This is a genomic window from uncultured Anaerovibrio sp. (assembly GCA_902786545.1).
GTDB lineage: Bacteria > Bacillota > Negativicutes > Selenomonadales > Selenomonadaceae > Anaerovibrio.
In genome coordinates this window covers 1-26460 of sequence record CADACU010000019.1, presented here as the reverse complement: position 1 = coordinate 26460, position 26460 = coordinate 1, and the positions used below count along the sequence as shown (strand labels likewise).

The window sequence follows — 26460 nt, the reverse complement described above, 5'->3', positions numbered from 1 at the left end:
AAACATAAACAGGCTGAGCGGCGACGAAAGAGAAATCTCAAAATAACGAGAATTTTTTTCGCCATGTTTTTGTGTACCGTTGTAATGGTGGGGGTAGGCTGGGCCTCGGTTAAACTGTATGAGTGGGGTAGTGCTACTCTTGAAACATATATGGAAATATATGAAGGCTACAAGCAGCGTAAGGCTTTAAGGGCGGCCAGCTTTGATCCGCGGTTTGATGATTATACCAATGTGTTGCTGGTGGGCTTGGATGCCGGCAAGGAGGATACCGGACAGCAGGCGGATTCGATTATTTTAGCCAGTGTAAAGCATGACACCGGTGAGGTGCGGTTTGTGATTATTCCACGCTACACCTTGGTGAATATTCAGGGAAGAAACGCTCCGGAGCCATTGAATAACTCCTTCTATTACGGTGGTATACCGTTGATGGAGCAGACGGTGTCCCAGACGCTGGGAGTTACTATTCATCATTATTTGGCAGTGGATACGGAGGCTTTGTCGGAAATTGTAGATATTTTAGGCGGCATTGATATTTATGTGGACAATGACTTGAACTACGATGATCCGGAGGGAGATTTATATATCCACATACCGAAGGGACTTCAGCATATGGAAGGGGATATGGCCCAGAAATATCTGCGGTTTTCCAGTGATGATTTGGGGTCTTACGGGCGCAATATGCGTCAGCAGAAGTTTTTGAAAGCTATGCACGATAAAATGCTCACACCGGAGGCCATGACCAAGTTGCCGGAGCTGGTGAATGTCTGTGAGCGACGGATAAAATCCAGTATTGAGGCCTTTGATTCCGGTCATTTTGCCAAGCTGTTAACCAATATGCAGGGAACCAAGCCAAAGGTTATGCTACTGCCGGGAGAAATGACCAAGGATAACAGCTGGATTTATAATCCGCAGAAAACCACGGAAATGGTGGATGAATTATTTCCGATAAAAACGCCAGAAGACAAGAATTGATATATTTTATAGGAGGAATTGATTTGTACAAAACTTCATTAGAATTGGCCAATGCCATTGCCAAGGCTGCAGACGATAAGAAAGCCCGTGATGTGGTGCTTATGAATATGACTGAGCTGACTCCGACCACAGATTATTTTGTGGTTTGTTCCGCCGGCAGTACCACTCAGGTCAAGGCGATTTCGGATAACATTGAGGAACAGCTGCAGGAGGCAGGCCACACCATGCTGCATCGGGAAGGCTATAGAGAGGCTGAGTGGGTGCTGTTGGATTATGGCGATTGTGTAGCACATATCTTTTTACAGGATAGCCGGGAGTTTTATTCCCTGGAAAGCCTGTGGGGCGATGCTGAACTGACAGTTTATGAGGGCTGATATGGAAAAAGCTAAGAAGAAATATGGCCCAAGTACGGTAGCTACCATGAAGGTGGTCAGGGAGTCAGAGTTGGGAGCCTTCCTGGATGCTGAAACAGGGAATACCAACGATGATATATTACTGCATAAAACCCAGCAGACGCAGGCGGTAAAGATTGGCGATGAGGTAAAGGTGTTTTTGTATCTGGATCCGAAACGCCGGCTCACAGCCAGTATGCGGGTACCGAAAATGCGGGAAGGACAGATAGCCAGACTAAAGGTAATCAATGTTTCCAGAGATGGTGCTTTTTTAGATGTTGGTGCTGAACGGGGCATATTTATGCCTTATGCCGGAATGCGGGGAAACCTGCAGATAGGTGAAGTGGTCTGGGCAAAGCTGTATACTGATAAATCCGGCCGACTGGCGGTAACCATGAAAGTGGAGGATGAAATCCGTCGGGCATCGGTGCGGGCCGAAAATGTAAAAAAGGGGCAAGAGGTTTCCGGTTCCATATACAATATTACTGACAGCGGGATTTTTATGCTATCCAAGGAACGCTATATTGTCTTTATTCCCCATCAGGAAGCCCCTAGAAGACCAAGAGTCGGTGAGAAAATAACCGCCAGGGTGACCTATATTCGCAAGGACGGGCGGCTGAATGCTTCCCTCAGACTGGCCAAGGAAAAAGCTATGGATGTTGATTCGGATAAGCTTTTGATGTTTTTACAAGGTCATGATGGGAAGATGCCATATTCGGATACCAGTTCACCGGAGCTGATAAAAGGCAAGTTTGGTATGAGCAAATCAGCCTTTAAAAGGGCTTTGGGACATCTGATGAAGGATGGGCTGGTAACGGAAAAGGAAGGGTGGACTTTCCTGAAAAAATGAAATTAAAAAACTTTTTCTGTTTACAAAGAAGGATTTAATCTATTAACAACGAATATAGATGTATGAAATATATTTGTGTAGTTATGACTATTTTTTAGAGTATTAGGTGAGGGTCCCTTGTGAGGCATTCACAAAAGGGAATAGATAAAATGGGGGCGATTGAATGGCAGTAGAAGAGAAAAAGGGTATTCTGTTAGAGACTGGCACAAATGAGTTCGAAATTGTGGAATTTAATATTGGTGATGTACATTATGGTATCAATGTTGCTAAGGTTCGTGAGGTTATTACCCGCACACCGGTTACTGAGATGCCACAGGCGCATCCTTATATTGATGGCCTGTTCACCCTCCGCGGCAAGGCTATTCCGTTAGTTAATTTGCCTAGATGCCTCAATATTCAGACGCCAGATGAGCCAAAGAACATAATCGTTACCGAGATTAACAATTACGATATTGGCTTTTTGGTAGATAGTGTGTCCAGAATATACCGTATTTCCTGGAAGAATATGGAGCCGGCTCCTGAAGTAGGCGACCAGTCCCGGGTAGTTGGTATCATCAAGATGGAGGGGAAGATTATTCTCCTGTTGGATTTTGAGACTATCATTGCCGAAATCAATCCTGAAATCAATCAGAAGCTGACTACATTTGATGATGCAACAGTAGATGTTAAGGCCAAGAGAAGCAATGTTCATGTTGTGTGTGCCGAGGATTCTCCGTTGTTGCGTGAGTTGTTGGTTTCCACATTGCATGAGTCTGGCTACAGATTTGTCCGTGATTTCAACAATGGTCAGGATGCCTGGAATTTCCTTTCCAACATAGACAAGGATATTCCGGTGGAGGATCAGGTTCGAGTTATCATTTCTGATATTGAAATGCCACAGATGGATGGTCATCGTCTGCTGAAGCTGGTTCGTGGTGATCAGCGGTATTCGGAAACTCCGTTTATCCTGTTCTCATCCCTGATAAGCGAGGAGATGCGTCGGAAGGGCGAGCAGCTGGGGGCCAATGGTCAGATTTCCAAGCCGGAAATCAATCAGTTGATTGGCTTGCTGGATGAATTGATTTTCAAGAAAAAAGTTAGTCAGGAATAAAAGTAACTGTTAAGGATGTGGTAAATGAAGTGTCGTTTGTCACATCCTTTTTGTGTGAAATAAAAAGCAGTTATTGTTGTATGTATCTATCCATTTACGCGGTAAGGGGGCAGACTAATGGACAATTTCAGAAAACAAATAGAAGAAGATATTAGAGAATATCAAGAGGAATATCCGTATATATCAAATATTGGAAAAGATGAGTGGGCATTTAACTACTGGGTTCTTGAAAAGCTTTTTTACGAAGAAAATGAACTTATTGAGGAAAAAATAGTTGATTATCACGATTTGGGCATTGATGCTTATGAGATATATGATGACACAAAAGAAGTATATCTAATTCAAAATAAATATTACAATGATAAGACAAAAATAACTGCTGAATATATAAAAAATGATTTTTTACTTAGGGCTATTACCGCATTAGAAAATGGTACATACACTAAGTCAGATGAACTTCAGTCTTTTTTTACAAAATATAAAGATAGCGATGATTTTACCGTATATCTCCAGCTTTTTGTTACCAACAATGAAAGGGTAATTGCTGCGGAGGAATATGTGCGAGAATTCAACTGTAACCATCCAAAGTATCATGCTGCTATTTTTTACCTTGATGATATAAAAGAAAAATATTTTGGTGAAGTTAAACAATTAAAAAAGAGCATTACTGTCTATATAGAAAGTGTTAATAAAGGCACAATACTAAATATTAATTCTGAAAGCTATAAGTTGGAAAATGTTATCGATGCACGATATGTATTTACACCTGTAGTATCTGTTTTTCGTTTGTATAGAGATTCGATAGAAAAAGGATATCCGATATTTGACATGAATATAAGAGAATATTTAGGTAATAAAGGGGTAAATAAAAATATATATAAAACGCTTTTGGATACTGAGGATAGAAAAAACTTCTTTTATTACAACAATGGTATTACTATTATTTGCGATCAAATGTCCAAAATTAATCAACAGTCATCAAATCCAGATATGAATGCTGTTTTTAGTATTGACAATCCACAAATTGTAAATGGCTGTCAAACAGTTAATTCAATTTATGAAGCATTAAAAAATATTGATCCTTCAAATTTGGAAAAAGAATTTAAGGATACTTTTGTAATGTTAAAAATTTTAGAGATAGACAGAACTAAATCAGACGATGAGATATTGTATCATAATATTGTAAAATATAATAATTCTCAAAATGCCATTGACGAAAAGACATTCGTAGCAAATGCTAGTGAATTTAAGAGAGTTCAGGTAGAATTAGAAAAAAAAGGATTTTTGTTATTAATCAAACAATCTGATAAAAATTTATATGCTGGGAAATATAAAACAATTTCAAAACTGAAGAAAGCAAATAGTGAAAGGATGAAAAAGTTTGGTTTTGAAGAAATGTCTAAAGTTGGAGAGGCATATATTCCATTAGAAAAGCTTTTGCAAATAATAAATGCATTTATGTCAGGTGGCGAAGTGGCATATCGAAATAAAAATAAAATGCTTAAGTTTAATAGCTCAGAATATAATACAGCGGTAAATTTTATTAAAGATTCAACTATTGATATTATTTTGGATTTGTATTTACTGTATAAGAGGGCAGAAAAAATAAAAAAAGATAATCCAGAAAACAGATATCCGATTCCATACTACTTGATAGATGGTTTTGCAATATACGAGTGTAGTAACAGAAAGAAAGAAATGATTTGTGGTGCATTGTCTGATAATGCAAAAGTTGAGAGAATTGTGAAATTATATTCTGCGGTAACTAAGGCATATACAAAGGAGTATTACAACAAATATAGCTTTGACTATAACAAAATGATAAAGCAACCTGTAGACTATGCCATGTTGGATTCTCAGAGGGATACATTGAGTTCAGTATTATAAAAAATTATTAAATCTATAACAGCAAGTTGACTGGTAACTACTTTGTCGTTACAATTATAGAGAAGCAACCTGGTAATCCCTAGAAAGGGCTTTGACCAAGTGAAGGCGATGGCGTGTCAGTCTCTGCAAAGCCAGATACTGGCACCCACGCCATGGTTTTGTAGTAATTCTGCCAACCCGGGCAAAGTCAGCAATAACGAATGCATCAATGTAGTCGTTTTTGCTAAGCCCGATATATGATTTCTTATAGTTGGCAATAGACTTTGGATTTAAACAGTACACTTCGGTGTGAAATGGCATAAGGCGTGGGCATGTAGACAAGTAGTTAGCAATATGAACTCCATAAAAAGATGTGGATTCAAGTGCTATTACAAGTCGATCCAGACCACTTTTTGGAGTTAGATACTCATAAATTCTTGTGACCATTTCTTCGGTACCTGGCTCGTTATTGGGAACTGTAAAAGATGCGATTGGCTTTGTGGATTCAAAGTCAGTCCATAACAGCCACGACATTTTCCCTTGAGCTGATGTCGATACCGACAAAAAGAGTAGAAAGAAGATCCGCCTTCTTCAAAGTAAACACCACCTTTCTGGCTAGGAATGGAAGATGTGTAAAGGATCATCCTGATCTTAACCGCTGACTGCACCCTCGCTAATTAGCAGTCACCTATGAGAGATGTACTTGCTGGTAGTTCTCTCGCCTAGGGCTGCAACACCTGTGTAAGCAGATTTTGACGGTTAAGGCAGGCGTCATGCTATTTAAGCAGTCATCTGTTGATGCTGCTGGGGGGAGTAGAAATGGATAAGTCAGGAACGCTTAATCTTAGAGTTAACCCAACATTGAAACAAAATGCAGAACTTGTGTTGTATCGATTGGGAATACCGATGTCGACGGCAGTGGATATGTTTTTAAATCAGATTGTTCTGGTGGGGGGGATTCCCTTTCCAGTAAAGCTTCCACAGGTTCCGGACTGTATAAACGCAACCAATATGACTGAAGGACAGATACACGAAAAATTAAAAAGGGGATATGAGTCTTACCAAGCTGGAATGGTACATGAGGCAAAGGCGGCTTTTGATGAGTTTCGGGAGAGCCGAAGCTGATGGATAAATATGCAGTAAAGCTGACCAAGGATGCCCTTAATGATATGGAAGCGTTATATGAACATATTGCCGTGAGGTTGCAAGCCCCGGAAATTGCATTGGAGCAGTATAATAGGATTGCAGATGCCATCCTGACATTGGAATCGTTGCCCAACAGGTTTGGTTTGTTTGAATGTGAACCGGAGCGTTCTATGGGAATACATAGAATGATAGTGGACAATTATGTTGTTTGCTATGTGGTGAACTCATGGGTGGTAACGGTTACTAATGTTTTGTATGGTGCATCGGATATTCATACAAGGCTGGGGGAAAAACGATATAATTCTTAATGGTAATAAAAAGGGATGGTTACTGTAAAAAGCGCCATCCCTTTGGAATCAGAGTGTTATTATTTTCCACTTCGTAATAATATCAGTATCTGTCAGATTATATAATGTATCAAACAGATGCATGTGGAAGGTGCCAGGACCTTGGGATGATTTTACTGCCAGTTCGCCGGCAATGCCAAAGGATAAGGTGGCCAGCAGGGCCGCTGCTAATGGCCTGCCAGCGGGCATATAGGCGGCAGTCAGAGCGTTTAACATACAGCCGGTGCCTGTGATATGGCCCATCATGGGTACACCATTGGAAATCAGATAGGCTGAACTGCCATCCGTGATGAAATCAAGGGGGCCACTTATCAGCAGAACGGTTCTATGTTCCTGGGCCCATTTGGCAAACAGCTGAGCGTATTCCTGAGCATTTTCCAAGGTAATAAGCTGTTCCTTATTGGCTTCGACCCCAGAGCTGTGACACTCATTGCCGCATATGGATAAGGCTTCTGAGATATTTCCCTTGATGATGTCCGGCTGTATAGTTTGCAGAAAATCCTTCAGAAAATTGTTTCTTAAAGTGCTGCAGGCAGCTCCTACAATATCAATAATTATGGGTATATGGTTTTTTTTAGCGGTTTTTGCCGCTATTTTTATTGCCTTCAACCGATCACTGGTAATGGACCCAAGATTAAGGCAAAGTGTCTGGGCAGTAGCGGTGATTTCTGCTACTTCTTCCGGGTGCTCCGCCATAATGGGCCGGCTGCCGACGGCTAAAACGATATTAGCACAGTCATTGATGGAAATAGGGTTGGTAATGCAATGGATAAGAGGATGGGTGTTTTGAATAGCATGCCGCAGGGTGGTTAGTTCCTCAGCAAGAATATGGTTAATCATAATGCTTTGCTCCTAATTTCTTTTGTATTTCAGATAATGAATTGTTTCGTTTCAAGGCGGTAAGGAATATAAAAGCAATAGTTCCACCAATCAGGGTACCCATAATAAAGGATGGCACATAGAATAGCCAGGTGAGGCCAGTACGCCCCATTAAAAGAGCCATTACCGGGTAAGATACAATGGCACCGATTATGCCGGTTCCGATGATTTCACCTAGGACAGCGGCAATGAGTTTTCCTTTGGATAGCCGGTATAACACACCGGACAGGGTAGCACCGAAAATGGCGCCCGTCAGAGCCAGTGGTGGGATACCCATAAACATCATTCTTATTATGCCTATAATCAAGGCACAGGTGAAGGCCTCTACAGGACCAAGCAGCACCGCACAAACGATATTGATGAGATGGGCCATAGGGCACATACCTTCAATTCTAAGGATAGGGGAGATAACCACGCCCAACCCGATCATCATGGCCATAAAGACCATCCGCAACACTTTTTGATGATTTTCCATAAAAAAACTTCACTCCTTTAGCTGATTTGCCTGACTGGCCAGCTGAACAAGTGAAGTTAAAGACATAAATAGACATTCGTACAGCAAAACCTGCCAAGGCAGTCGGTCGAAGCTCAAAAGCTTCCTCTCAACCCGAAACACGGGGTCCCTCGCTATACAACTGTCTTTTTTGAACCGAAGGCGCTCCTCAACGGTTCAGTCAGATAACTGACGATTTTAGTTTAGGAAAATAAAGAAAATTTGTCAATAGGAAAAATAATTTAAGCAATTTTCTGTACTTTTCCTTAATGGGTTATTTTCTTTATGCTCTTAAAAAGATCATTAAACATCTTTTTAAATTCCTTTTGGGTGTTATCCGGATTTATCTGCCGTGTATCCTCGTATTCATAGATAACTGCTTCGTTGCGGCGATCCTTTACGATACAGTGCAACTTTATGATTTGGCATGGAATATCCATAGCTGGTTCCTGCACCGGAACTACCGATGGATAATAGTGCCAACGCCAATGACGGTGTGGCCAAAACGGCGGGTCAACGAATACCACCGAGGTGTGTGCCGGAATATGAATGATTTCCGCATCAAATTTTTCTATGGCCACATGGACTACGGCATCAGTCTGATAGGTATATGGCACATCATACATAACCTTCAGATTAGTCTTTTTGGAAGATTCCTTCAGCTGGTCACGGGCATTTAACTCCAGTACATTGCTGCCCAAGGTGACCTTGGTAAGGTCCAGATCATTCAAATATATGGTATGAATGGTTTTAAAATCGAAGGATTTGTCAGCCCAGCTGATTGGCTCTGCCTGGGCGGCCGGAGAAGCCAGAAGACATACCGCAAAAAAGAAGGCACTGAAAAATATGGATAACAATCTTCTCATAGCAATCATCTCCTTTTAAATATTATAGCATAAGGTAGGAGTAAAGAAATTAGAAGAGGATTAAGAATGTAATACCTTGCGTTTGATTAGCTGAAGCTATAATATTGAGTTGTAATATAACGAGCTTTAAGATGTCCCCCACCTCTTTAGGTGGGGGGAAACAAACTTTAACAGCTGGCGAGCATATCTCCCAGCTCGTTGCGACGCGAAGCTAGTCCTTTAGGGAAACGCTAATTTTAAAGAAGAAAAATTTGAACAATGGCGTTATAAATGACATCTGTTTTAGGGGATGATTTTATTTCCATAGTAGATGAAATCGAGAGAAATCGGAATATAAGCAAGGAGCAGTTGAGTCAGCTGCTGGACGGGCACGAGGCGGAAGAACTGCGGCAGCGGGCTGTTTTTGTGCGGGAAAAAATATATGGCAAGAATGTCTATATTCGTGGTTTGATTGAATTTACCAATTATTGCAAAAATAATTGCTATTATTGCGGCATACGCCGGAATAATAAAAATATAGCAAGATATCGCATAAATGAAGCAGGAATATTGGCTTGTTGTGCAGAAGGTTATAGACTAGGCTTCCGCACTTTTGTGCTGCAAGGCGGCGAGGATGAGTATTTTACCGATGAAAGACTGTGTCGGCTGATAGGTTCTATCAAGGCCGGTTTTTCAGACTGTGCGTTGACACTATCCATCGGTGAAAAAAATCGGGAGAGCTATGAGGCATACTTCCAAGCTGGGGCTGACCGATATCTTTTGCGGCATGAAACGGCAGATGATGACCATTATAGACGACTTCATCCGGCAGAGCTATCACTAACCAACCGGAAAGAGTGTCTGCAAAATTTGAAGGACATAGGCTATCAGGTGGGGGCAGGCTTTATGGTGGGCTCGCCGGGACAAAGTGTAGATACCATTTATGAGGATTTGCAGTTTTTGCGGGAATTGCAGCCCCATATGGTGGGGATAGGTCCGTTTATTCCCCAGCATGATACTCCTCTGGCACAGGAAACGGCTGGTACCTGTAATATGACGGTAACCTTGTTGTCCATTATTAGGTTGTTGCTGCCCCATGTACTTCTGCCGGCTACAACGGCCTTGGGGACCATTGACCCTACAGGGCGGGAAAAAGGTCTTTTGGCCGGAGCCAATGTGGTGATGCCAAACCTGTCACCACGGGATGTCCGGGGAAAATATGCCCTGTACGACAAGAAAATATGCACTGGAGAGGAAGCTGCCGAGTGCATAGCGTGTCTGAAAAAGCGTGTGGAAAATATCGGTTACAGCATTGTTTGTGACCGGGGAGATTACAAATAAACAGGTGATAGAAATGTATGATGAGAAATCGTTGAAGGCAGAAGAATTTATTGCGGATGAAGAAGTGTTGGCGTCGTTAAAGTACGCCGACGAAAACAAGGACAATGTGGAGGTCATTGACCAGATAATTGCCAAAGCAAAGCTGGGAAAGGGCTTGAGCCACCGGGAGGCATCTGTACTGCTGGCCTGCGACAATGAAGAAAAATTGCAGGAAGTTTATGAACTGGCCAAAAAGATAAAGGAGGATTACTACGGCAACCGCATTGTTTTATTTGCACCGTTATATCTTTCCAATTATTGTGTAAATGGTTGTCTGTATTGTCCTTATCATATGAAGAACAAGCATATCAGTCGGAAAAAGCTGACTCAGGATGAAATTCGGCGTGAGGTTATTGCCCTACAGGATATGGGGCATAAGCGGCTGGCCATTGAATTGGGCGAGGATCCGGTAAACAACCCGATTGAATATGTACTGGAATCCATCAAGACTATTTATGATATCAAGCATAAAAATGGGGCCATCCGCCGGGTAAATGTCAATATTGCCGCAACTACCGTGGAAAATTATCGAAAGCTTAAAGAAGCCGGTATTGGCACATATATATTGTTCCAGGAAACCTATAACAAGAAATCCTATGAAACCCTGCATCCAACCGGGCCAAAGCACGATTATGCCTATCATACGGAGGCCATGGATCGGGCCATGGAGGGGGGCATAGATGATGTGGGGCTGGGAGTGCTCTTTGGACTGGAAAGCTATCGCTATGAGTTTGCAGCACTCTTGATGCACGCGGAGCATTTAGAGGCAGTTCATGGGGTAGGTCCCCACACCATTAGCGTTCCACGGGTGAAAAAGGCCGATGATATCGATCCATCTGCTTTTGATAATGGTATCAGCGATGAAATGTTTGAAAAAATCATTGCCCTTATCCGAGTAGCTGTACCGTATACCGGTATGATAATTTCTACCAGGGAAGGGAAAGCAGTCAGGGAAAAGGCTCTGGCCATGGGTGTTTCCCAGATAAGCGGAGCATCCCGTACCAGTGTAGGCGGCTATGTGGAGGAAGAGCCGGAGGAGGATAACTCGGCCCAGTTTGATGTCAGTGACCGACGGACTTTGGATGAGGTAATCAATTGGCTCATTACTATGGGGTATGTGCCTAGTTTCTGTACGGCCTGCTATCGGGAGGGGCGCACCGGAGACCGGTTTATGACATTGTGCAAGAATAAGCAGATTTTGAATTGCTGTCATCCGAATGCCCTGCTGACCCTGAAAGAGTATTTGGAGGATTATGCCAGTGAAGATACCAAGGTCAAGGGCCTGAAAATGATTGAGCAGGAATTAACTAAAATTCCTAATGATAAAGTCCGGAAAATTGCCATGGAGCATTTGGCAGAAATAAGCGACGGAAAACGGGATTTCAGGTTTTAATTATGGCAGAATTAAATTCAACTCCAAATGCAAACAGACTTCATATCGGGATTTTTGGCCGCACCAACAGTGGGAAGTCCACCCTGATAAACATTATGACGGGACAGGATGTATCAATTGTGTCTGATGTGCCGGGTACCACCACTGATCCGGTGTATAAGGCCATGGAAATCAATCCGTTGGGACCATGTGTGATTATTGATACCGCCGGGGTGGAGGATTATTCGGTCTTGGGCCAGAGGCGTATGGAAAAGACTCAGCTGGCCATGGAAAAGGCCGATGTGGCCGTGATTGTTTTTCCAAGTAATCATACGGGGGGATATGCCCGGGAATACGAATTGGTGGATTATTTCCGCAAAAAAAATATTCGTATGCTGATGGTGATAAATTCCTTTGGTGAGAGTGAACCGAGGCTGGAAAAACTGAAGACAGACCTAAAGCTTCAATCAAAGGGCGCCAGACTGGAAATTGTGGTATTGGATTGCGGGAAACCAAGTGACAAAGAACAGGACAATATTCGGATGGCTTTGGCCAGGCTTATGCCGGAGGATTATGATGCGGATTTTATCACGGGAGATCTGGTCAAGGAACAGGATGTAGTGCTTCTGGTGATGCCCCAGGATATTCAGGCACCAAAACGGCGACTGATTTTACCTCAGGTGCAGACTATCCGGGAGCTGCTGGACCGAAAATGTACGGTAGTATGTACTACAACTGATAAAATGGAGTATTCTTTGGCGAATTTAAGGAAGGTACCTGAGTTGATTATAACCGATTCCCAGGCCTTTAAGTTTGTCTATGAGCATAAGCCGACGGAAAGCCGTCTGACCTCTTTTTCGGTGCTTTTTGCTGCCTATAAGGGGGATTTGGCATATTATATCGAAGGGGCAAAGGCTATTGATAGGCTGACGGAAAAATCAAGGGTATTGATTGCGGAATGTTGTACACATGCCCCTTTGACCGAGGATATTGGCCGGGTAAAAATTCCAAGGCAACTGCGGAAACGCTTTGGTGAAGCAATGGAAATTGATATGGTAAGCGGCACGGACTTTCCGGAAGATTTGTCCGGTTATGACCTGATTATTCAGTGCGGGGGCTGTATGTTTAACCGGCAATATGTGCTGTCCAGAATTCAACGGGCCAAGGACCAGGAGGTTCCTATGACCAATTATGGGGTAACCATTGCTTATTTGACGGGGATATTGGATAAAATTGCGTATCATAAATAATTATAGGTAAAAATAATTTTTCCATAAAAAACCAATATTGTTTATATTTATTATAAAGTGATAAAATTATTAAGAGAATTTATTGTGTGTAGTAGGGAAATGTAATAAAAGGATTAAATTATTTAAGGGGAGTTTATGTATGAGTAAAAAGATGTCTCGTCGTAAGTTCTTAAAGGTTGTAGCCGGATCCGGGGTGCTGGGCTTCGGCGTTATGGCAACCGGCTGTAAGGGGGAGTCACCGGGAGGCAAGGGCTGGATTCCTGATCAATATCAGGGGAAGGGCGATTTTCCGGTCAATTTAAAGGGCCGGGTGGCAATCAGCAAATGCAATGCTTCCATAGAGCGTGATGATGAGAAGTGCATTTTGTGTGGCCAGTGCGTAGAGGCCTGTAAAAATGTGATGGGGGTTTACGGCAATTATCCGTTGCCTTTGAAGGACGAGGTTGCCTGTGTAGGCTGTGGTCAGTGTGCTATGTGGTGCCCATCCGGGGCTATTACGGAGAAGCGTAATATCAAGGAAGTGCTGGCAGCACTGGATGATAATGATAAATATGTGGTGGTACAAACTGCACCGGCTACCAAGGTATCCCTTGGTGAGGAGTTTGGTATGCCACCTGGGACCAGCGTTGGATTGAAAATGGCTGGAGCCTTAAAGGAAGCTGGTTTTGATGCAGTGTTTGATACCTGCTTTGCGGCGGATTTGACCATTATGGAGGAAGCATCGGAATTTGTGCATCGCCTGACCAAAAAGAAGGATGAAATTCCGCATCTTACTTCCTGTTGTCCGGGCTGGGTCAAATATTGTGAGTATTTTTACCCGGAACTGATGCATAACCTGTCTACCTGTAAATCACCACAGAATATGATGGGGGCTACTATTAAGTCGTATTATGCCCAGAAAAAGGGCATTGATCCGGCTAAGATTGTCAATGTATCCATTATGCCTTGTACTGCCAAAAAGTATGAGGTAAAACGCAAGGAATTGCAGGTAGATGAGCATAAGGATATGGACTATTCCCTCACTACAAGGGAATTGGCCGTATTGTTAAAGCACAAGGGCATTGACCTGAATACTGTAGCGGAACAAGACTATGATTCTGTATTGGGTGAGTCCACCGGGGCTGGCCGAATTTTTGGTGCAACTGGTGGCGTTACTGAAGCAGCTGTCCGTACGGCTTATTATTTGGCTACCGGCACCAATCCACCAGCAGATTTGTTGGAATGGAAGCCAGTTCGGGGAATGACTGCCTTGAAGGAGGCTACGGCAACCATCCCGGGAGTGGGGTCAGTAAATATTGCCGTATGTCACGGTTTGGACAATGTTCGTAAGGTACTGGACGGTATCAAGGCCAATGGCAGCAAGTGGCAGTTCCTGGAATTTATGGCCTGCCCAGGTGGCTGTATAGGCGGTGGCGGCCAGCCGAAGTCGGCGGTAGCTTCTCAAAGCGATTTGAAGCTGAAGCGTATTGAAGCTATCTACAAGGAAGATACCGGGGCAGCCAAGCGGTGCAGTCATGATAATGCAGAAATACAAGCTATTTATAAAGAATTCTTCGGCAAGCCACTCAGTGAAAAAGCTGAGAAGTACTTGCACACAACATTTGTCAATCGCCATAATCGGCTGTTTGATTGAGAAGAGGTGAAATAAATGGCTGTATTAGTAGATATTACAAAATGTATCGGTTGCGATGGCTGCAGTGTGGCCTGTAAGCTGTACAATAAACTGAATTTTAAAGCGGAGCCCCGCAATGTGAAGGACGGTCGTATTGATCTGGATGATAACCATTGGACCGTTATTCAGCGCTATAAAAATGACAAGCTGAGATTTGTGAAAAAGCAGTGCCTCCATTGTTTGGAACCGGCCTGTGCATCAGCCTGCTTCTCCAAGGCCATTCAAAAGGATGAAAAGACCGGAGCTGTGGTATATTATCCGGACCTGTGTGTAGGCTGCCGGTATTGTTTGGTAGCCTGTCCGTATTCAATTCCAAAATATCAGTGGAACGAGCAGTTCCCACAGGTGGCCAAGTGTCAGATGTGTGTCAGCCGGCTGGAATCCGGTGATGCACCAGCCTGTGTATCGGCTTGTACTACAGGTGCGTTGACAGCCGGAAAACGGGATGAGCTGCTGAAGAGGGCTCATCAGATAATTGACAACGATGACCGGTATGTAAAGCACATATATGGCGAGCATGAGGTAGGCGGTGCTGAGTGGCTGTACATCTCAGATGTACCGTTTGAAGAATTGGGCTTCAAGCAGGTTAGCGAAAAACCTGTTACAGATTATTCCAAGAGCTATCTTTCCAAGGTGCCTGGCTTTGCCGCTTGTTGGGCTTTATTCCTGGCCGGATTATCATATTATAATTATCGGGTGGATAAAAATAATCAGGCTAATCATCATCACCAAGATGATAATGACCAGGGGAAGGAGGGCTGAGTATGAAAGTTTACAAGTGTTTTCGGATATTAGGCTGGGACTTTACCATTACTCCGACCCGGTTTGTGCTGACTGGTCTGGTGCTCCTGATGGTGGCTGCGGTGTTGCTTCGTCTGTTGACGGGTTTCCAGTATGTGACCAATCTTACCGATGAAACCCCTTGGGGAATGTGGATTGCCTTTGATGTAATGTGCGGAGTTGCTCTGGCCGGTGGCGGATATTCAACAGCTTTACTGGTAAGTATGTTGCGGTATAAGGAATTTGCCGTGGTGGGCCGCGGTGCATTGCTTACTTCGTTATTGGGATATATTCTGGTAATGGCCGGCCTGTTTTTGGATATCGGGCAATGGTTTAACTTCTGGCGGCCATTCGTATCCTGGGGATATACTTCGGTACTCTTTGAGGTTTTCTGGTGTATTTCCATTTATACCACCATTCTTAGCTTTGAGTTTTTTGAGATTATTACCGAGCGGGTGCTGGTTAAAAAGCTGCATAAATATATTGTGAAGATTTTGCCGATACTCATCGTAATTGGCCTGGTATTCCCGGTACTGCACCAGTCTTCCTTAGGCGGTTTGTTCCTCATAATGAAGGAAAAGATGTTCCCGCTGTGGTGGAGTGAATTCCTGCCGATCTATTTCCTGATGTCATCCTTCTTTATTGGCTCTGCTATGGTAACGGTAGAAACCACGCTGGCCAAGTCAGCTTATGGTCATGAGATTCCACACAATATCATGATGAAGCTGAACCGGATTGGTGCCAGCATTATGGGGGCCTACCTTTTGCTCAAGCTCTATGATCTTTTTGAAAAGCATGAGTGGGGCTATGTATTCCAGGGGAGTCTCCAAAGCAATATGTATTGCTTGGAAATGTTCTTTGGTATAATTGTGCCGATAATTGTGATAATCAGCCCGTTGAGCAAGAAGCGGTGGGGGCTGTTGACTTATGCCTGGCTGACAGTGCTGGGTGTTATTCTGAATCGTCTGAACTGTGTATTTACTTCAATGTACGAAAGTGGTTCTTATTTCCCTGGTATTGGTGAAATTATTGTCAGTGCAGGTCTCATCTCCATGGGCGTGTTGATTTATTGCTTCCTGGTGGAGAACTTCAATATCATTGGCAATGAACGGGCCGTTCAGATAAAGATTGACAAGGATAAGGACATAAAAAATCTCATTTGGGCACTGTTGCGTACCAAGAAACGCTGATGAAGCGAAAATCTGGCTGGTATTTACCGGCCAGATTTTTTTATTGTGGTAATTTTTTATGTTTGCTTAAAAAGGTTAGAAATAATTAGGAGCTGGTATTAAAAAATTCGTTTTTCCTTTTTTATTGGCCATCACCTTTTATGGTTTGCCATTATGTGTTATAATTTTTGGGCAATTTGTTTTGGGAGTAGATTAGTTGATGAAAAGAAACCATGATTTAGGTGTGGGTTATAGTATAAAAAGATATAGAAATGTTACACGCTTGCAGGGCTTGGATGGTCTGCGGGCCTTGGCTATTATCGGTGTTACCCTTTTCCATATGTTTCCGGAGCAGGTGCCTGGCGGCTATATGGGGGTGTCGTTGTTTTTTGTTCTTACCGGTTTCTTGTTGGCGTATACCACCGGTAAGGAATGGATGGATGGAAAATTTAATCTTGTAAGGTATTATGTAAAAAGGATAAAGAGAATTTATCCTTCTATGGTACTTATGCTGTTGGTAAGTGCCGGAGTATTTTATTTTTATGCCCCGGATGTGATAGCGGCTATTCGGCCGGAAGCCGAATCGGTTTTGCTGGGATACAATAACTGGTGGCAGCTGGAGCAGAATGCGGATTATTTTACCCGGATAGCCAATGCGTCCCCATTTACCCATCTGTGGTTTATGGGCATTGAAATGCAGTATTATGCGGCATGGCCATTGATTTTTTTGCTGTTTGCCGGTATAAGCAGTATTTTCGGCAAGAAAATTGGTGTCGTTGTTTTGGGTGTTATTGGGTTGATTACGGCTGGGCTTATGCCGTTGATGTATATCCAGGGAGTGGATATTACCCGTCTCTACTATGGTACGGATACCAGAGTCTATGCCCTGTTACTGGGAGCGACCCTGGGACTGGCCAAAGCTTTTTCAGCTGAAAAGAGTGGTGCAAGGAGTGGCAGTAATGCTATCAGCTACTTTGCTTTTGTAGTTTTTCTTGGTATGACCATTGCTTCCTATATGTTCCTTGATGGACAGAACAGTATTACTTATCAGGGCGGTATGCTGGTGATGACCCTGATGTTTTGTGTGATGCTGATACTGGTTGTGGATAAAGGCATGGTGCTGGGGGAGCTGCTGGATACTCCACTGCTAAAATGGATTGGTAAGAAAAGCTATGGTATTTTTTTGTGGCAGTATCCGGTAATCTTTTTCTTCAGTCATATGGGCTGGAACACAATAGCTTATTATCCGGTGCTGGAGCTGCTTATCATTCTGTTGCTGACCATCTGGTCCGATGCGGTATCGGAGACCATTATCTGGCTGAAATTGCCATATAGTTGGCAAGGGGTTGCCAAGGCTCAGTGCGCAGTGTTTTTAATGGTGACTTTGGTAGGGTGCTCGATTGCCGCCTTTGGCTTTAAAGGTGTGGCGGAGTCAGCTGCTGCCAAGGAGGATATCATAAGTGAATTACAGATGCGGCTCCAAAAGGAAGCGGATGAACTGGAGCGGCACAATCAGGAGGCTTATGAACTGGCCAAAAAACAGCAAATGGAGCAGGTAAATCTGAATGGTATTGCCTGTATCGGTGATTCGGTAATGCTGGGGTCAGCCAATTCAATACGAAAGGTATTGCCGGGGTGTTATATAGATGCGGCAGTATCAAGATATGTGGGAGATGGACTGGAAGCAGCCCAACTGATGGATGAGCAGGGTCGGCTGGGCAATGTGGTTATTATTGCCCTGGGGACCAATGGACCTATTGCTGGGGGCGAACGGTATGAGGAACAGACCAAGGCGTTGCTGGATTACCTTGGACCGAACCGGCAAATTTTCTGGGTAAATGTCTATGCACCCCATGTGAAATGGCAAAACACCAATAATGCATACATTGCCAAGATGGCCGCGGAGCATAGCAATGTTCACCTGATTGATTGGTATGGGCTGATTTCTCAGCATCCGGAATGGCTTTCCAAGGATGGTGTTCATCCAGATGATGCCGGTATTGTGCAATATGCCCAGCTGCTACGCAACCGGGTAGCGGAAACTTTGGCGGAGCAGGAATTGGCCGAAAAGGGAACTATTCCGGAACAGGAGTAAAATATGGCAGAAAAGGCGTTTATTTTCGATATGGATGGGGTTATTTACGACAGTGAGCCTATCCATGCCAAAGCCAAGAAACAGGTGTTGGCCGAATGTGGCATAAGTATCAGTGATGAGCGGCTGGCTACCTTTGTAGGGCGAAGCAGCCGGGATTTTTACGGCACCATGGTAGAGGAGAATCCCCAGTGTCAGTTGTCTTGGCAGGAGCTGGCCCAAAGAAAGCATGCTTTGTACAAGAGGCTGTTGGCGGAGGATGACTCAGTACAGGTGATGCCCGGCATAAAAGAATTGCTGGAACACATCAGGGCCGTTGGTTATCCTATTGGTCTTGGGTCATCATCCATTATGGAGATGATTGAGTTGGTGCTGAACAGATTTGATTTAAAGGACTATTTTTCAGTGCTGGTCAGTGGCAATGATTTGCCGAAAAGTAAACCAGACCCGTTGATTTTTTTAACTAATTTGCACTGTTGTTGAGGATGCCACGGCCGGAGTTACAGCGGCTAAAGCAGCCGGGATGTATTGCATAGGTTATGAAAATCCTAATTCCGGTCCGCAAAATTTGAGCAAAGCGGATATAATTGTCAGCAACCATTATGATATAATAAAATTGGTAAAATGATATAGTAAATAATAATCATATTGAAGGGGGAATATCTATAATGAGTATCCATATAGGAGCACCATCAGGTGCTATAGCCAAACGAGTGTTGCTGCCAGGTGACCCTTTGCGGGCCAAGCACATTGCTGAAACTTTTTTGGATGAGCCGAAGCTGTATAATGAAATTCGTGGAGCATATGGCTTTACCGGGACCTATAAGGGGGTTCCGGTGTCGGTGCAGGGTACTGGTATGGGTATTCCATCCATCTCCATTTATGTTAATGAGCTGATTAAGAATTATGGAGCCAGAAAGCTGATTCGGGTAGGTACCTGCGGTGCTATGCACGAAAATATCAATATCAGGGATATTGTAATTGCCCAGGGGGCGTCTACTGATTCCTCCATTGTGCGAAATATATTTGGTCCAACGATCAATTTTGCTCCATTAGCTGATTATGATTTGCTTACCAAGGCAACTGATTGTGCCAAGAAGCTGAATATCAGCGCTAAGGTGGGCAATATTATCACTGTTGACCGGTTTTATGATGATGATATTGATAATGACCGGTTGCGGCGGCATGGGATTTTAGCGGTAGAAATGGAAACAGCTGCCCTGTATATTTTGGCCGCTCAGTATCGGGTACAGAGCTTGGGTATCTTTACAGCCAGTGATCATCTCCTGACTAAGGAAATAACTCCACCGGAAGAGCGTCAGACTGATTTTAATGATATGGTGAAAATTGCTCTGGAAACCATTATTTTGGATTAAAATATGTAGTACAGTAGTGTTGGAAACTTGTAAATAATAATCCCCGGGGACGGATGATGTATTCTGTCCCTGGGGATTTTGTTAGTTATGATGATTTATTTTAGCAGAGCCAACACGGCATCCTTGGTGATATAACCAATGTACTGGTTGGTTACCTTGCCATTTTTAAAGACATAGAGGCTTGGAATGCTAACGATACCATATTGAGCGGAAAGAGCCGGTTCTTCGTCAACATTTACCTTGCCTATTTTTATGGAGCCTTCGTTTTCTTCAGCGATTTCCGCCAAAATAGGGGCCATCATCTGACACGGACCACACCAGCTGGCCCAAAAATCAACAATAACCGGAATGTCGGATTCCATAACCTCCTGCTGAAAATTATCCTTGGTAATTTTTACTTCTGCCATATTATATTCCTCCCTGTGTTTAGTCCTTCAGTGATTTGTAATAAAGCATACAGTGACAGTACCCTTCATATTCCGGGTCCTTAATCTGATCACGAAATTCTTTGCACATACACTTGGTGTCTTCGGTCTTTTCCAGGCGGCATGGACAATAACCGCCTGTTCTGGCCAGGCCTTCCTTAACGGTGGCGACAACCTGCGTATCTTCGTTAAGCAATATTTTCATTATTACACGCCTCCTGTCTTATATTTAATTTTAAAAGAAATTAAAATGTTGTAAAGACTTTTCTTCAGGAAATCTTTTCCCCCTTGACGGGTGGGGATTTCATAGTAAAATTAAATACAAAGTGAATCATAAATAAGAAGTGAGGGATAAATAAATGAAATTGATGAAATTATTTTTATCGATGTGTGTGACGATGGTGATGTTTAGTGCTGGGGCCATGGCCCATTGGATGCCGGAATCAGAGATGTATATTGGCGGAGTAGGTCACGATTGTACTTTGGCCTATGTAAGAAGTATTTTCGGTGACCCTGTGGAAAAGAAGTGGTTCAATGTAGACAACTGTCGGGGGGTACGATACATTTATAGCCCTGTTTTCAGTGTTACAGCTCGGACTGGCTCCGAAGACCCTACGCCGGAGGATAACCTGAAGGTTACTAATGTAAATCTTAAAGCCAGCAATTTGGATACACCAAGTGGATTAACTGTAGGTATACCATTCCAGACGGTGGCCGGTATGTATGGATTTGGTGAGAAGATGCAGATTACTGACCGGGTATTTTACAATTATCCGGTGAAAGACACCAACCGCTCCATGCGATTTTATGTTGATAAAATGGGGATAATCACTGAAATCATCTACGCCGAGGAGTGGTGAGATGCAGGGGAAGGTGTTTGGTATAGGGGTTGGCCCAGGGGACCCGGAGCTGCTTACTGTAAAGGCAGTCGAGGCCATAAAGAGGGCAGATGTTATTATCGCGCCCCGCACTGAAAAGAAGGAAGGCAGTGTAGCGTTAAATATTGCCAAAAGATACATTGGGGAAGCTACGGAAATCGTTTATCAGGTTTATCCGATGGTAACCGGGTTTGCGGCAGATACCAGCGCCTGGGATAAAAATAAGGCGGAAATAATGGATATGTTGGACCAAGGCAAGCAGGTTGTTTTCCTGACCTTGGGAGATCCCATGTTTTACAGCACATATATTTATATATATAATCGTCTGAAGGCAGCAGGGGCAGACATTACAACTATTCCAGGAATTCCAGCCTTTTGTGCTATCGCCAGCCAGCTGGGACGGGCATCGGTGGAGGGGGATGAGGTGCTGAGCATTATACCCGCTACTGTATCCGAAGAAAAGATGAAAAAAGCCTTATCTGCTTGTGATAAAGCAGTAATAATGAAGGTGTACAAGAATTTTTCTCAGGTGGTAGATAATCTGGAGACGGCTTCTATGCTAAAGGAAGCTATGTTGGTGAGCCGGTGTGGCCTGCCAGATGAAGAAATCATTACTGATGTAGGGGAAAATAGAGAGAAAAAGCTCAATTACCTGTCGACAATTTTGACCAAAAAGGATAGCTGATTTAGGGGGAAAGATGGCTAAGGAGCTTAGAGGCGGCTATACCACCGGGGCTTGTGTGGCAGCTGGTGTTAAGGCAGCGGCCCTGTTCATGCAGGGAAGTAGCAATGACGGGATAGAGATAACGGCTCTGGACGGAACCAGGCTAACTATACCAATAAAAAATATTGAGGCGGCAGGGGACGGGATAAGAGTCGAAGTAGTAAAGGATGCCGGGGACGATCCGGATATTACCAACGGAGTGTCGATTTTTACTACGCTGATTCTTGATAAAGCCTTGGCGGATATTGAATACATTGCCGGAGATGGGGTAGGTAGGGTTACCAAGGAGGGATTGGCCGTACCGCCAGGTGAGCCGGCCATCAATCCAGGGCCACGACAACTGATACGACAGTCGTTGCTCGAGGCTTTTGGTTATGTGCCTGGATGCAGGGTAAGGATTGATGTACCCGGTGGGCAAGAATTGGCCAAGAAAACGCTCAACCCGGTGCTGGGAGTACAGGGCGGGATATCTATTATCGGAACTACCGGCGTACTGCGACCTATGTCCGAGGAGGCGTTCAAGGACTCTCTGGTGCCACAGATAAGGGTAGCTTTGGCCGCAGGCTATAGAACACAAATTTTTGTTCCGGGCAAGATTGGTTCACGGATTGCCACTGAATGGGGGTTGCCGGATGGCGCCATGGTGCAGACCAGTAATTTCATCGGACATATGCTGGAAGCAGCAGTGGATAATGGCTTGGATCGGGTACTGCTGTTTGGCCATATCGGAAAACTGGTCAAGGTGGCTGCGGGAGTTTTCTATACACATAACCGGGTCGGTGATGGACGGCTGGAGGCGTTGGCCGCGTACAGCGGGGCGGCTGGCATGCCGGCAGAGGGAATACGGCAAATATTGGACGCTGTTACTACGGAAGAGGCTCTGCCGGTAATTGAGAAATATAAGCTACAGTCGGTATATGACACTCTGGCAGCTCGGGCCAGCCTAAGGGCTGAGCGGTTTACCTTTGGTGAGCTTAAGGTGGGAACTGTGTTGGTGACCTTAAAGGGTCAGTTGTTGGGAATGGATGAGACGGGAAGAAAGATTGGCGAGGATTTGGGATGGAACATAAAATTATAGTGGTCGGAATAGGACCAGGCAGCAAAGAGTATATGATACCGGCAGCAATCAAGGCCATCGAGCAGGCTGAGGCATTGGTGGGCAGTACTCGGGCCATGGAGCAGTACGGCAAGAAGGAAGGCCAGAATCAGTTCATCATTCATGCTGAATTAAACCGGGCTATGGTGTTTATCCGGGCACAGCTGGCAGAACGGGATGTAGTGGTAATGGTATCCGGTGACCCGGGGTATTATTCCCTGTTGGATGCTATTCAGCAAATATTTGAGGATGAAGTGAAGATTGAAATTATACCGGGCCTTAGCTCAATGCAGGTAGCCTTTGCCAAGCTGGGACTGCCTTGGCATGACGCGGAGCTCATCAGTATGCACGGCCGCAAGCCTCCAGGGGAACGGATGGTATATCAGCCAGGCAGGGTGTTGGGGTTCCTGACTGATAAGAAAAATAATTCCAAGACCATACCGGCAATGCTCAGAAAAATGGGTTGGCCGGCCCGAACTATGGTGGGGATATGCAACCGATTATCATACCCAGATGAAAAGATCATTATAACTACTATTGGCGAAGCGGCGAAGCTGGAAACGGTATATTTGAACTGTGTATTGGTGGTGAAGTCATAATGTACAGCTTAGGCATTCCTGATGAGGAATTTATTCGGGGCAAGGTGCCCATGACCAAGCAGGAAATCCGTATATTGACCATTGCCAAGGCAAAAATAAAGCCAGGGGACATAATATGTGATATTGGGGCCGGTACCGGCTCTTTGTCTGTTGAAGCAGCCCTGCAGGCGCCTAAAGGAATGGTTTACGCTATCGAGAAAAATCCAGAGGGCATTGAACTTATTCAAAAAAATGCCACTAAGTTTGGTGTGAAAAATTTAAAAATAATTGAGGCCTATGCACCGGATGGTATGGACCAGCTGCCGGAGCTGGATACGGCTATTGTTGGTGGCAGCAGCGGAAATTTGGCTTTAATATTGGACAAGGTGGATGAAAAGTTGAAAATGGGTGGACGGATAGTGGTCAACTGCATAACTATCCAGACTATTGCCCAATGTATTGAATATATGCGTCAGCGTCAGGATTATACTTATGAAGCCATACAGGTGCAGGTGAGCCAGCTGCAGCAGCTGGGGGCTTATGATATGGCTAAAGCGAATAATCCTGTTTTTATTGTCATAGCTGAAAAAGGGAGGAAATGCTAGTGGGGAGTGTTAGTATTGTTGGAGCAGGTCCAGGGGATCCGGAGCTGATTACGGTGAAAGGGCAGCGGCTTTTGGCGGAAGCCGATGTAATAATTTATGCCGGTTCACTGGTGCCAAAGGCTTTATTGGACTATGCCAGGGAAGACTGTGAAATCTATAATTCTGCCTCTATGTCGTTGCCGGAGGTTTTGGACACCATTGAAAAGGCGGTTAAGGACAATAAAAAGGTGGTGCGGCTTCATACTGGTGACCCTAGTATTTATGGAGCCATACAGGAACAGATGGATGCCTTGTCGGAAAAGGGCATAGAGTATGATGTGGTGCCGGGAGTGAGCAGCTTTTTGGCTACAGCAGCGGCCCTGAAACAGGAATATACATTACCAGGGGTAACCCAGACAGTTATCATTACCCGTAATGAAGGTCGCACACCGGTGCCGGACCGGGAAAGTCTTCGTTCTTTGGCCGCACACAAATCAACCATGTGTATATTTTTGAGCATTTCCATGCTCAGTGAGGTGGTGGAAGAGCTTATTGCCGGTGGATATGAGCCTGATACACCGATTGCCATTGTGCAGCGGGCCAGCTGGCCGGAGCAACGGATTTTCCGTGGGACATTGTCCACAATTTGCAAGGAAATTGAAGGAAAAGGTGTGGACCGTACCACTATGATAGTAGTCAGTCATGTGCTGGGCAGTGATTATGAACTGTCCAGACTCTATGCGCCGGAATTTAGTCATGGATTTAGGAAATCAAGTATATGAGATATGCAGTGTTTACATCATCAGCCAATGGGCTGATTTTGGCAGATAAAATCAGAAATAATATGTCAGCAGTGGTGGATATATATTGCCACGAAAATATGCCGCCCAGGGAAGATGTGCAGTCCTATAGCCGTCTGTCCACGCTTTTGAAGGATATTTTCAACAAGTATTCCGGATTGATTTTTATTATGGCTACCGGAATTGTGGTGAGAACCATTGCACCGCTTTTAGAGAGCAAGCTGACTGATCCGGCCGTAGTCGTTATGGACGAAAAGGGTCAGAACATCATAAGCCTGTTATCAGGCCATGTGGGCGGGGCCAATGACTTGACTTTGAAATTGGCCAGAAAATTGGGGGGGAACCCAGTTATTACTACGGCTACGGATATCAATTATCTCGTGGCGCCGGATGTGGTGGCATCCAAGCTGGGGCTGTATCCCGTCTCAAAGGAAGGTATTCAGGTTTTAAACAGTGCTCTTTTGCGGGGAGAAACTGTGGAGTATTTTGTTGATGAAGAAACCCCGTGCAGTCGCTCCTATATTACCAAATTGAGGAAGAATGGCATTGCAGCGCATTTGTACAGCAAAGCAGAGCTGGAACGAGTGATAAAGACCACCAAAGGCTATAAGGCAATTATTACTAAACACAGTCTGCCTGCTGATGAATCGGTATTATATTTAAAACCCCGCAAGCTGGTGGCTGGGATTGGCTGCCGGAAGGGGACCAGTTCAGTGCTTATTATGAAGGCGCTGACTTCGGCCTGCGGAGCCATTGGCTGGGGACCGGAGCGGGTGGATGAATTGGCCAGCTCAGTGGTAAAGGCTAATGAACAGGGATTGCTGTCAGTGGGGAAAAAATTGAATAAGCAGGTCAGCTTTTGTGAAAATGATGCATTGGAAAAACAGATAGAAGCTTATGGTCTGCAGGAATCGTCCTTTGTGAAGCAAACCATCGGGGTGGGCAATGTATCGGAGGCAGCGGCGTATTGCTGTGTTGCTCACGGAGTCTTAGCCCTGCCTAAAACCAAGTATGAGAAAGTAGCGGTGGCATTAGTATGGGAAAAATAACAGTTGTAGGAATCGGACCGGGCAGCCCGGAGGAAATGACGCCAAAGGCGCATAAAACCATTGAACAAGCTCAGGTAGTGGTGGGATACACTACATATATCAGTTTGATAGAGCCGATGCTAAAGGATAAGGAAATAATTGGCACCGGGATGATGCAGGAGGTGGACCGGTGCAAAATGGCGGTAGAGGCTGCTGCCAATGGACGGGACACCGTGGTGGTTTCCAGTGGTGATGCAGGCATCTATGGTATGGCTGGACTGGTTTTGGAGCTGGTGCTGCAGTATCCGGTGGAAAAACGCCCGGAATTTGGTGGTACAGTAGCCGGAGTATCAGCTGTAAATGCGGCGGCTTCGGT

At 44.4% G+C, this 26460-nt stretch carries 30 protein-coding genes; 24 read left to right on the top strand and 6 right to left on the bottom strand.

What is annotated here, in order from left to right:
- Nucleotides 1–63: 63 nt before the first annotated feature.
- From QZV24_RS05400 to QZV24_RS05380, 5 genes are all read left to right on the top strand, one after another.
- Nucleotides 64–972 carry an LCP family protein gene (locus QZV24_RS05400; RefSeq protein WP_294521209.1) on the top strand — a complete coding sequence of 303 codons (909 nt, stop codon included), beginning with the start codon at nucleotides 64–66 and terminating at the stop codon, nucleotides 970–972.
- Between the two features lie 23 nt (nucleotides 973–995).
- Complete coding sequence (gene rsfS / locus QZV24_RS05395; RefSeq protein ID WP_294521208.1) at nucleotides 996–1346, top strand: ribosome silencing factor; 351 nt, start codon at nucleotides 996–998, stop codon at nucleotides 1344–1346.
- On the top strand, nucleotides 1336–2214 hold the full coding sequence (locus QZV24_RS05390) for a S1 RNA-binding domain-containing protein (RefSeq protein WP_294521207.1): 879 nt from the start codon (nucleotides 1336–1338) through the stop codon (nucleotides 2212–2214). Before rsfS ends, QZV24_RS05390 begins: the two co-directional genes overlap by 11 nt.
- Nucleotides 2215–2377: 163 nt before the next feature.
- Nucleotides 2378–3304, top strand: coding sequence for a chemotaxis protein (locus QZV24_RS05385; RefSeq protein WP_294521206.1), 927 nt, complete (start codon nucleotides 2378–2380; stop codon nucleotides 3302–3304).
- 117 nt (nucleotides 3305–3421) lie between these two features.
- On the top strand, nucleotides 3422–5191 hold the full coding sequence (locus QZV24_RS05380; RefSeq protein WP_294521205.1) for an AIPR family protein: 1770 nt from the start codon (nucleotides 3422–3424) through the stop codon (nucleotides 5189–5191).
- A gap of 54 nt (nucleotides 5192–5245) precedes the next feature.
- Here the strand turns inward: QZV24_RS05380 and QZV24_RS10590 are convergent, their stop codons facing one another.
- Nucleotides 5246–5617: a transposase gene (locus QZV24_RS10590; protein ID WP_363137956.1), complete on the bottom strand. Its 372-nt coding sequence runs from the start codon at nucleotides 5615–5617 to the stop codon at nucleotides 5246–5248.
- A gap of 372 nt (nucleotides 5618–5989) precedes the next feature.
- Between QZV24_RS10590 and QZV24_RS05375 the strand changes: the two genes are divergently transcribed.
- A complete protein-coding gene (locus tag QZV24_RS05375) occupies nucleotides 5990–6295 on the top strand; it encodes a type II toxin-antitoxin system RelB/DinJ family antitoxin (RefSeq protein WP_294521204.1) in 306 nt (101 codons plus the stop codon).
- Nucleotides 6295–6624, top strand: coding sequence for a type II toxin-antitoxin system RelE/ParE family toxin (locus tag QZV24_RS05370; RefSeq protein WP_294521203.1), 330 nt, complete (start codon nucleotides 6295–6297; stop codon nucleotides 6622–6624). The genes QZV24_RS05375 and QZV24_RS05370 overlap by 1 nt, the downstream gene beginning before the upstream one ends.
- Nucleotides 6625–6672: 48 nt before the next feature.
- On the opposite strand, the gene thiM is transcribed toward QZV24_RS05370, so the two are convergent.
- The 3 genes from thiM to QZV24_RS05355 form a co-directional block, all read right to left on the bottom strand.
- On the bottom strand, nucleotides 6673–7503 hold the full coding sequence (gene thiM / locus QZV24_RS05365; RefSeq protein ID WP_294521202.1) for a hydroxyethylthiazole kinase: 831 nt from the start codon (nucleotides 7501–7503) through the stop codon (nucleotides 6673–6675).
- On the bottom strand, nucleotides 7496–8017 hold the full coding sequence (thiW, locus tag QZV24_RS05360; RefSeq protein WP_294521201.1) for an energy coupling factor transporter S component ThiW: 522 nt from the start codon (nucleotides 8015–8017) through the stop codon (nucleotides 7496–7498). Before thiW ends, thiM begins: the two co-directional genes overlap by 8 nt.
- A 284-nt stretch (nucleotides 8018–8301) precedes the next feature.
- A complete protein-coding gene (locus QZV24_RS05355; RefSeq protein ID WP_294521195.1) occupies nucleotides 8302–8901 on the bottom strand; it encodes a hypothetical protein in 600 nt (199 codons plus the stop codon).
- Nucleotides 8902–9171: 270 nt separating this feature from the next.
- Here QZV24_RS05355 and hydE point away from each other — a divergent pair, with 270 nt between their 5' ends.
- The 9 genes from hydE to deoD all read left to right on the top strand — a co-directional run bounded on the left by hydE (nucleotide 9172) and on the right by deoD (nucleotide 19971).
- A complete protein-coding gene (hydE, locus tag QZV24_RS05350) occupies nucleotides 9172–10221 on the top strand; it encodes a [FeFe] hydrogenase H-cluster radical SAM maturase HydE (RefSeq protein ID WP_294521193.1) in 1050 nt (349 codons plus the stop codon).
- A gap of 13 nt (nucleotides 10222–10234) precedes the next feature.
- Nucleotides 10235–11653, top strand: a complete 1419-nt coding sequence (gene hydG / locus QZV24_RS05345) for a [FeFe] hydrogenase H-cluster radical SAM maturase HydG (protein ID WP_294521190.1) — start codon at nucleotides 10235–10237, stop codon at nucleotides 11651–11653.
- Between the two features lie 2 nt (nucleotides 11654–11655).
- Nucleotides 11656–12882, top strand: a complete 1227-nt coding sequence (hydF, locus tag QZV24_RS05340; RefSeq protein ID WP_294521187.1) for a [FeFe] hydrogenase H-cluster maturation GTPase HydF — start codon at nucleotides 11656–11658, stop codon at nucleotides 12880–12882.
- A 139-nt stretch (nucleotides 12883–13021) separates the two neighbouring features.
- On the top strand, nucleotides 13022–14515 hold the full coding sequence (locus QZV24_RS05335) for a [FeFe] hydrogenase, group A (protein ID WP_294521184.1): 1494 nt from the start codon (nucleotides 13022–13024) through the stop codon (nucleotides 14513–14515).
- A 15-nt stretch (nucleotides 14516–14530) separates the two neighbouring features.
- Complete coding sequence (locus QZV24_RS05330; RefSeq protein ID WP_294521183.1) at nucleotides 14531–15316, top strand: 4Fe-4S dicluster domain-containing protein; 786 nt, start codon at nucleotides 14531–14533, stop codon at nucleotides 15314–15316.
- A 2-nt stretch (nucleotides 15317–15318) separates the two neighbouring features.
- Entirely contained in the window at nucleotides 15319–16524 is a 1206-nt protein-coding gene (gene nrfD, locus QZV24_RS05325) for an NrfD/PsrC family molybdoenzyme membrane anchor subunit (RefSeq protein ID WP_294521180.1), read from the top strand.
- Nucleotides 16525–16723: 199 nt separating this feature from the next.
- Nucleotides 16724–18598 (top strand): acyltransferase family protein, encoded by a 1875-nt coding sequence (locus tag QZV24_RS05320; RefSeq protein ID WP_294521177.1) that lies wholly within the window; start codon nucleotides 16724–16726, stop codon nucleotides 18596–18598.
- A 3-nt stretch (nucleotides 18599–18601) separates the two neighbouring features.
- Nucleotides 18602–19078: an HAD family phosphatase gene (locus QZV24_RS05315; RefSeq protein WP_294521174.1), complete on the top strand. Its 477-nt coding sequence runs from the start codon at nucleotides 18602–18604 to the stop codon at nucleotides 19076–19078.
- 182 nt (nucleotides 19079–19260) lie between these two features.
- Nucleotides 19261–19971: a purine-nucleoside phosphorylase gene (gene deoD / locus QZV24_RS05310; protein WP_294521239.1), complete on the top strand. Its 711-nt coding sequence runs from the start codon at nucleotides 19261–19263 to the stop codon at nucleotides 19969–19971.
- A 95-nt stretch (nucleotides 19972–20066) separates the two neighbouring features.
- Here the strand turns inward: deoD and trxA are convergent, their stop codons facing one another.
- On the bottom strand, nucleotides 20067–20378 hold the full coding sequence (gene trxA / locus QZV24_RS05305; RefSeq protein ID WP_294521171.1) for a thioredoxin: 312 nt from the start codon (nucleotides 20376–20378) through the stop codon (nucleotides 20067–20069).
- A gap of 19 nt (nucleotides 20379–20397) precedes the next feature.
- Nucleotides 20398–20601 carry a ferredoxin-thioredoxin reductase catalytic domain-containing protein gene (locus QZV24_RS05300; RefSeq protein WP_290656721.1) on the bottom strand — a complete coding sequence of 68 codons (204 nt, stop codon included), beginning with the start codon at nucleotides 20599–20601 and terminating at the stop codon, nucleotides 20398–20400.
- A gap of 154 nt (nucleotides 20602–20755) precedes the next feature.
- Between QZV24_RS05300 and QZV24_RS05295 the strand changes: the two genes are divergently transcribed.
- From QZV24_RS05295 to QZV24_RS05260, 8 genes are all read left to right on the top strand, one after another.
- Nucleotides 20756–21256, top strand: a complete 501-nt coding sequence (locus tag QZV24_RS05295; RefSeq protein ID WP_294521168.1) for a hypothetical protein — start codon at nucleotides 20756–20758, stop codon at nucleotides 21254–21256.
- Between the two features lies 1 nt (nucleotide 21257).
- Nucleotides 21258–21959 (top strand): precorrin-2 C(20)-methyltransferase, encoded by a 702-nt coding sequence (gene cobI, locus QZV24_RS05290; RefSeq protein WP_294521164.1) that lies wholly within the window; start codon nucleotides 21258–21260, stop codon nucleotides 21957–21959.
- A 13-nt stretch (nucleotides 21960–21972) separates the two neighbouring features.
- On the top strand, nucleotides 21973–23076 hold the full coding sequence (cbiD, locus tag QZV24_RS05285; protein ID WP_294521161.1) for a cobalt-precorrin-5B (C(1))-methyltransferase CbiD: 1104 nt from the start codon (nucleotides 21973–21975) through the stop codon (nucleotides 23074–23076).
- Nucleotides 23058–23693 carry a precorrin-6y C5,15-methyltransferase (decarboxylating) subunit CbiE gene (cbiE, locus tag QZV24_RS05280; RefSeq protein WP_294521159.1) on the top strand — a complete coding sequence of 212 codons (636 nt, stop codon included), beginning with the start codon at nucleotides 23058–23060 and terminating at the stop codon, nucleotides 23691–23693. Before cbiD ends, cbiE begins: the two co-directional genes overlap by 19 nt.
- Entirely contained in the window at nucleotides 23693–24277 is a 585-nt protein-coding gene (gene cbiT / locus QZV24_RS05275) for a precorrin-6Y C5,15-methyltransferase (decarboxylating) subunit CbiT (protein ID WP_294521157.1), read from the top strand. The genes cbiE and cbiT overlap by 1 nt, the downstream gene beginning before the upstream one ends.
- Entirely contained in the window at nucleotides 24277–25038 is a 762-nt protein-coding gene (cobM, locus tag QZV24_RS05270; RefSeq protein WP_294521154.1) for a precorrin-4 C(11)-methyltransferase, read from the top strand. The genes cbiT and cobM overlap by 1 nt, the downstream gene beginning before the upstream one ends.
- Complete coding sequence (locus QZV24_RS05265) at nucleotides 25035–26105, top strand: cobalt-precorrin 5A hydrolase (protein WP_294521145.1); 1071 nt, start codon at nucleotides 25035–25037, stop codon at nucleotides 26103–26105. Before cobM ends, QZV24_RS05265 begins: the two co-directional genes overlap by 4 nt.
- Nucleotides 26093–26460, top strand: a 368-nt coding sequence (locus QZV24_RS05260; RefSeq protein ID WP_294521143.1) for an SAM-dependent methyltransferase, incomplete at its 3' end; no start/stop codon positions are given. The genes QZV24_RS05265 and QZV24_RS05260, both read left to right, overlap by 13 nt.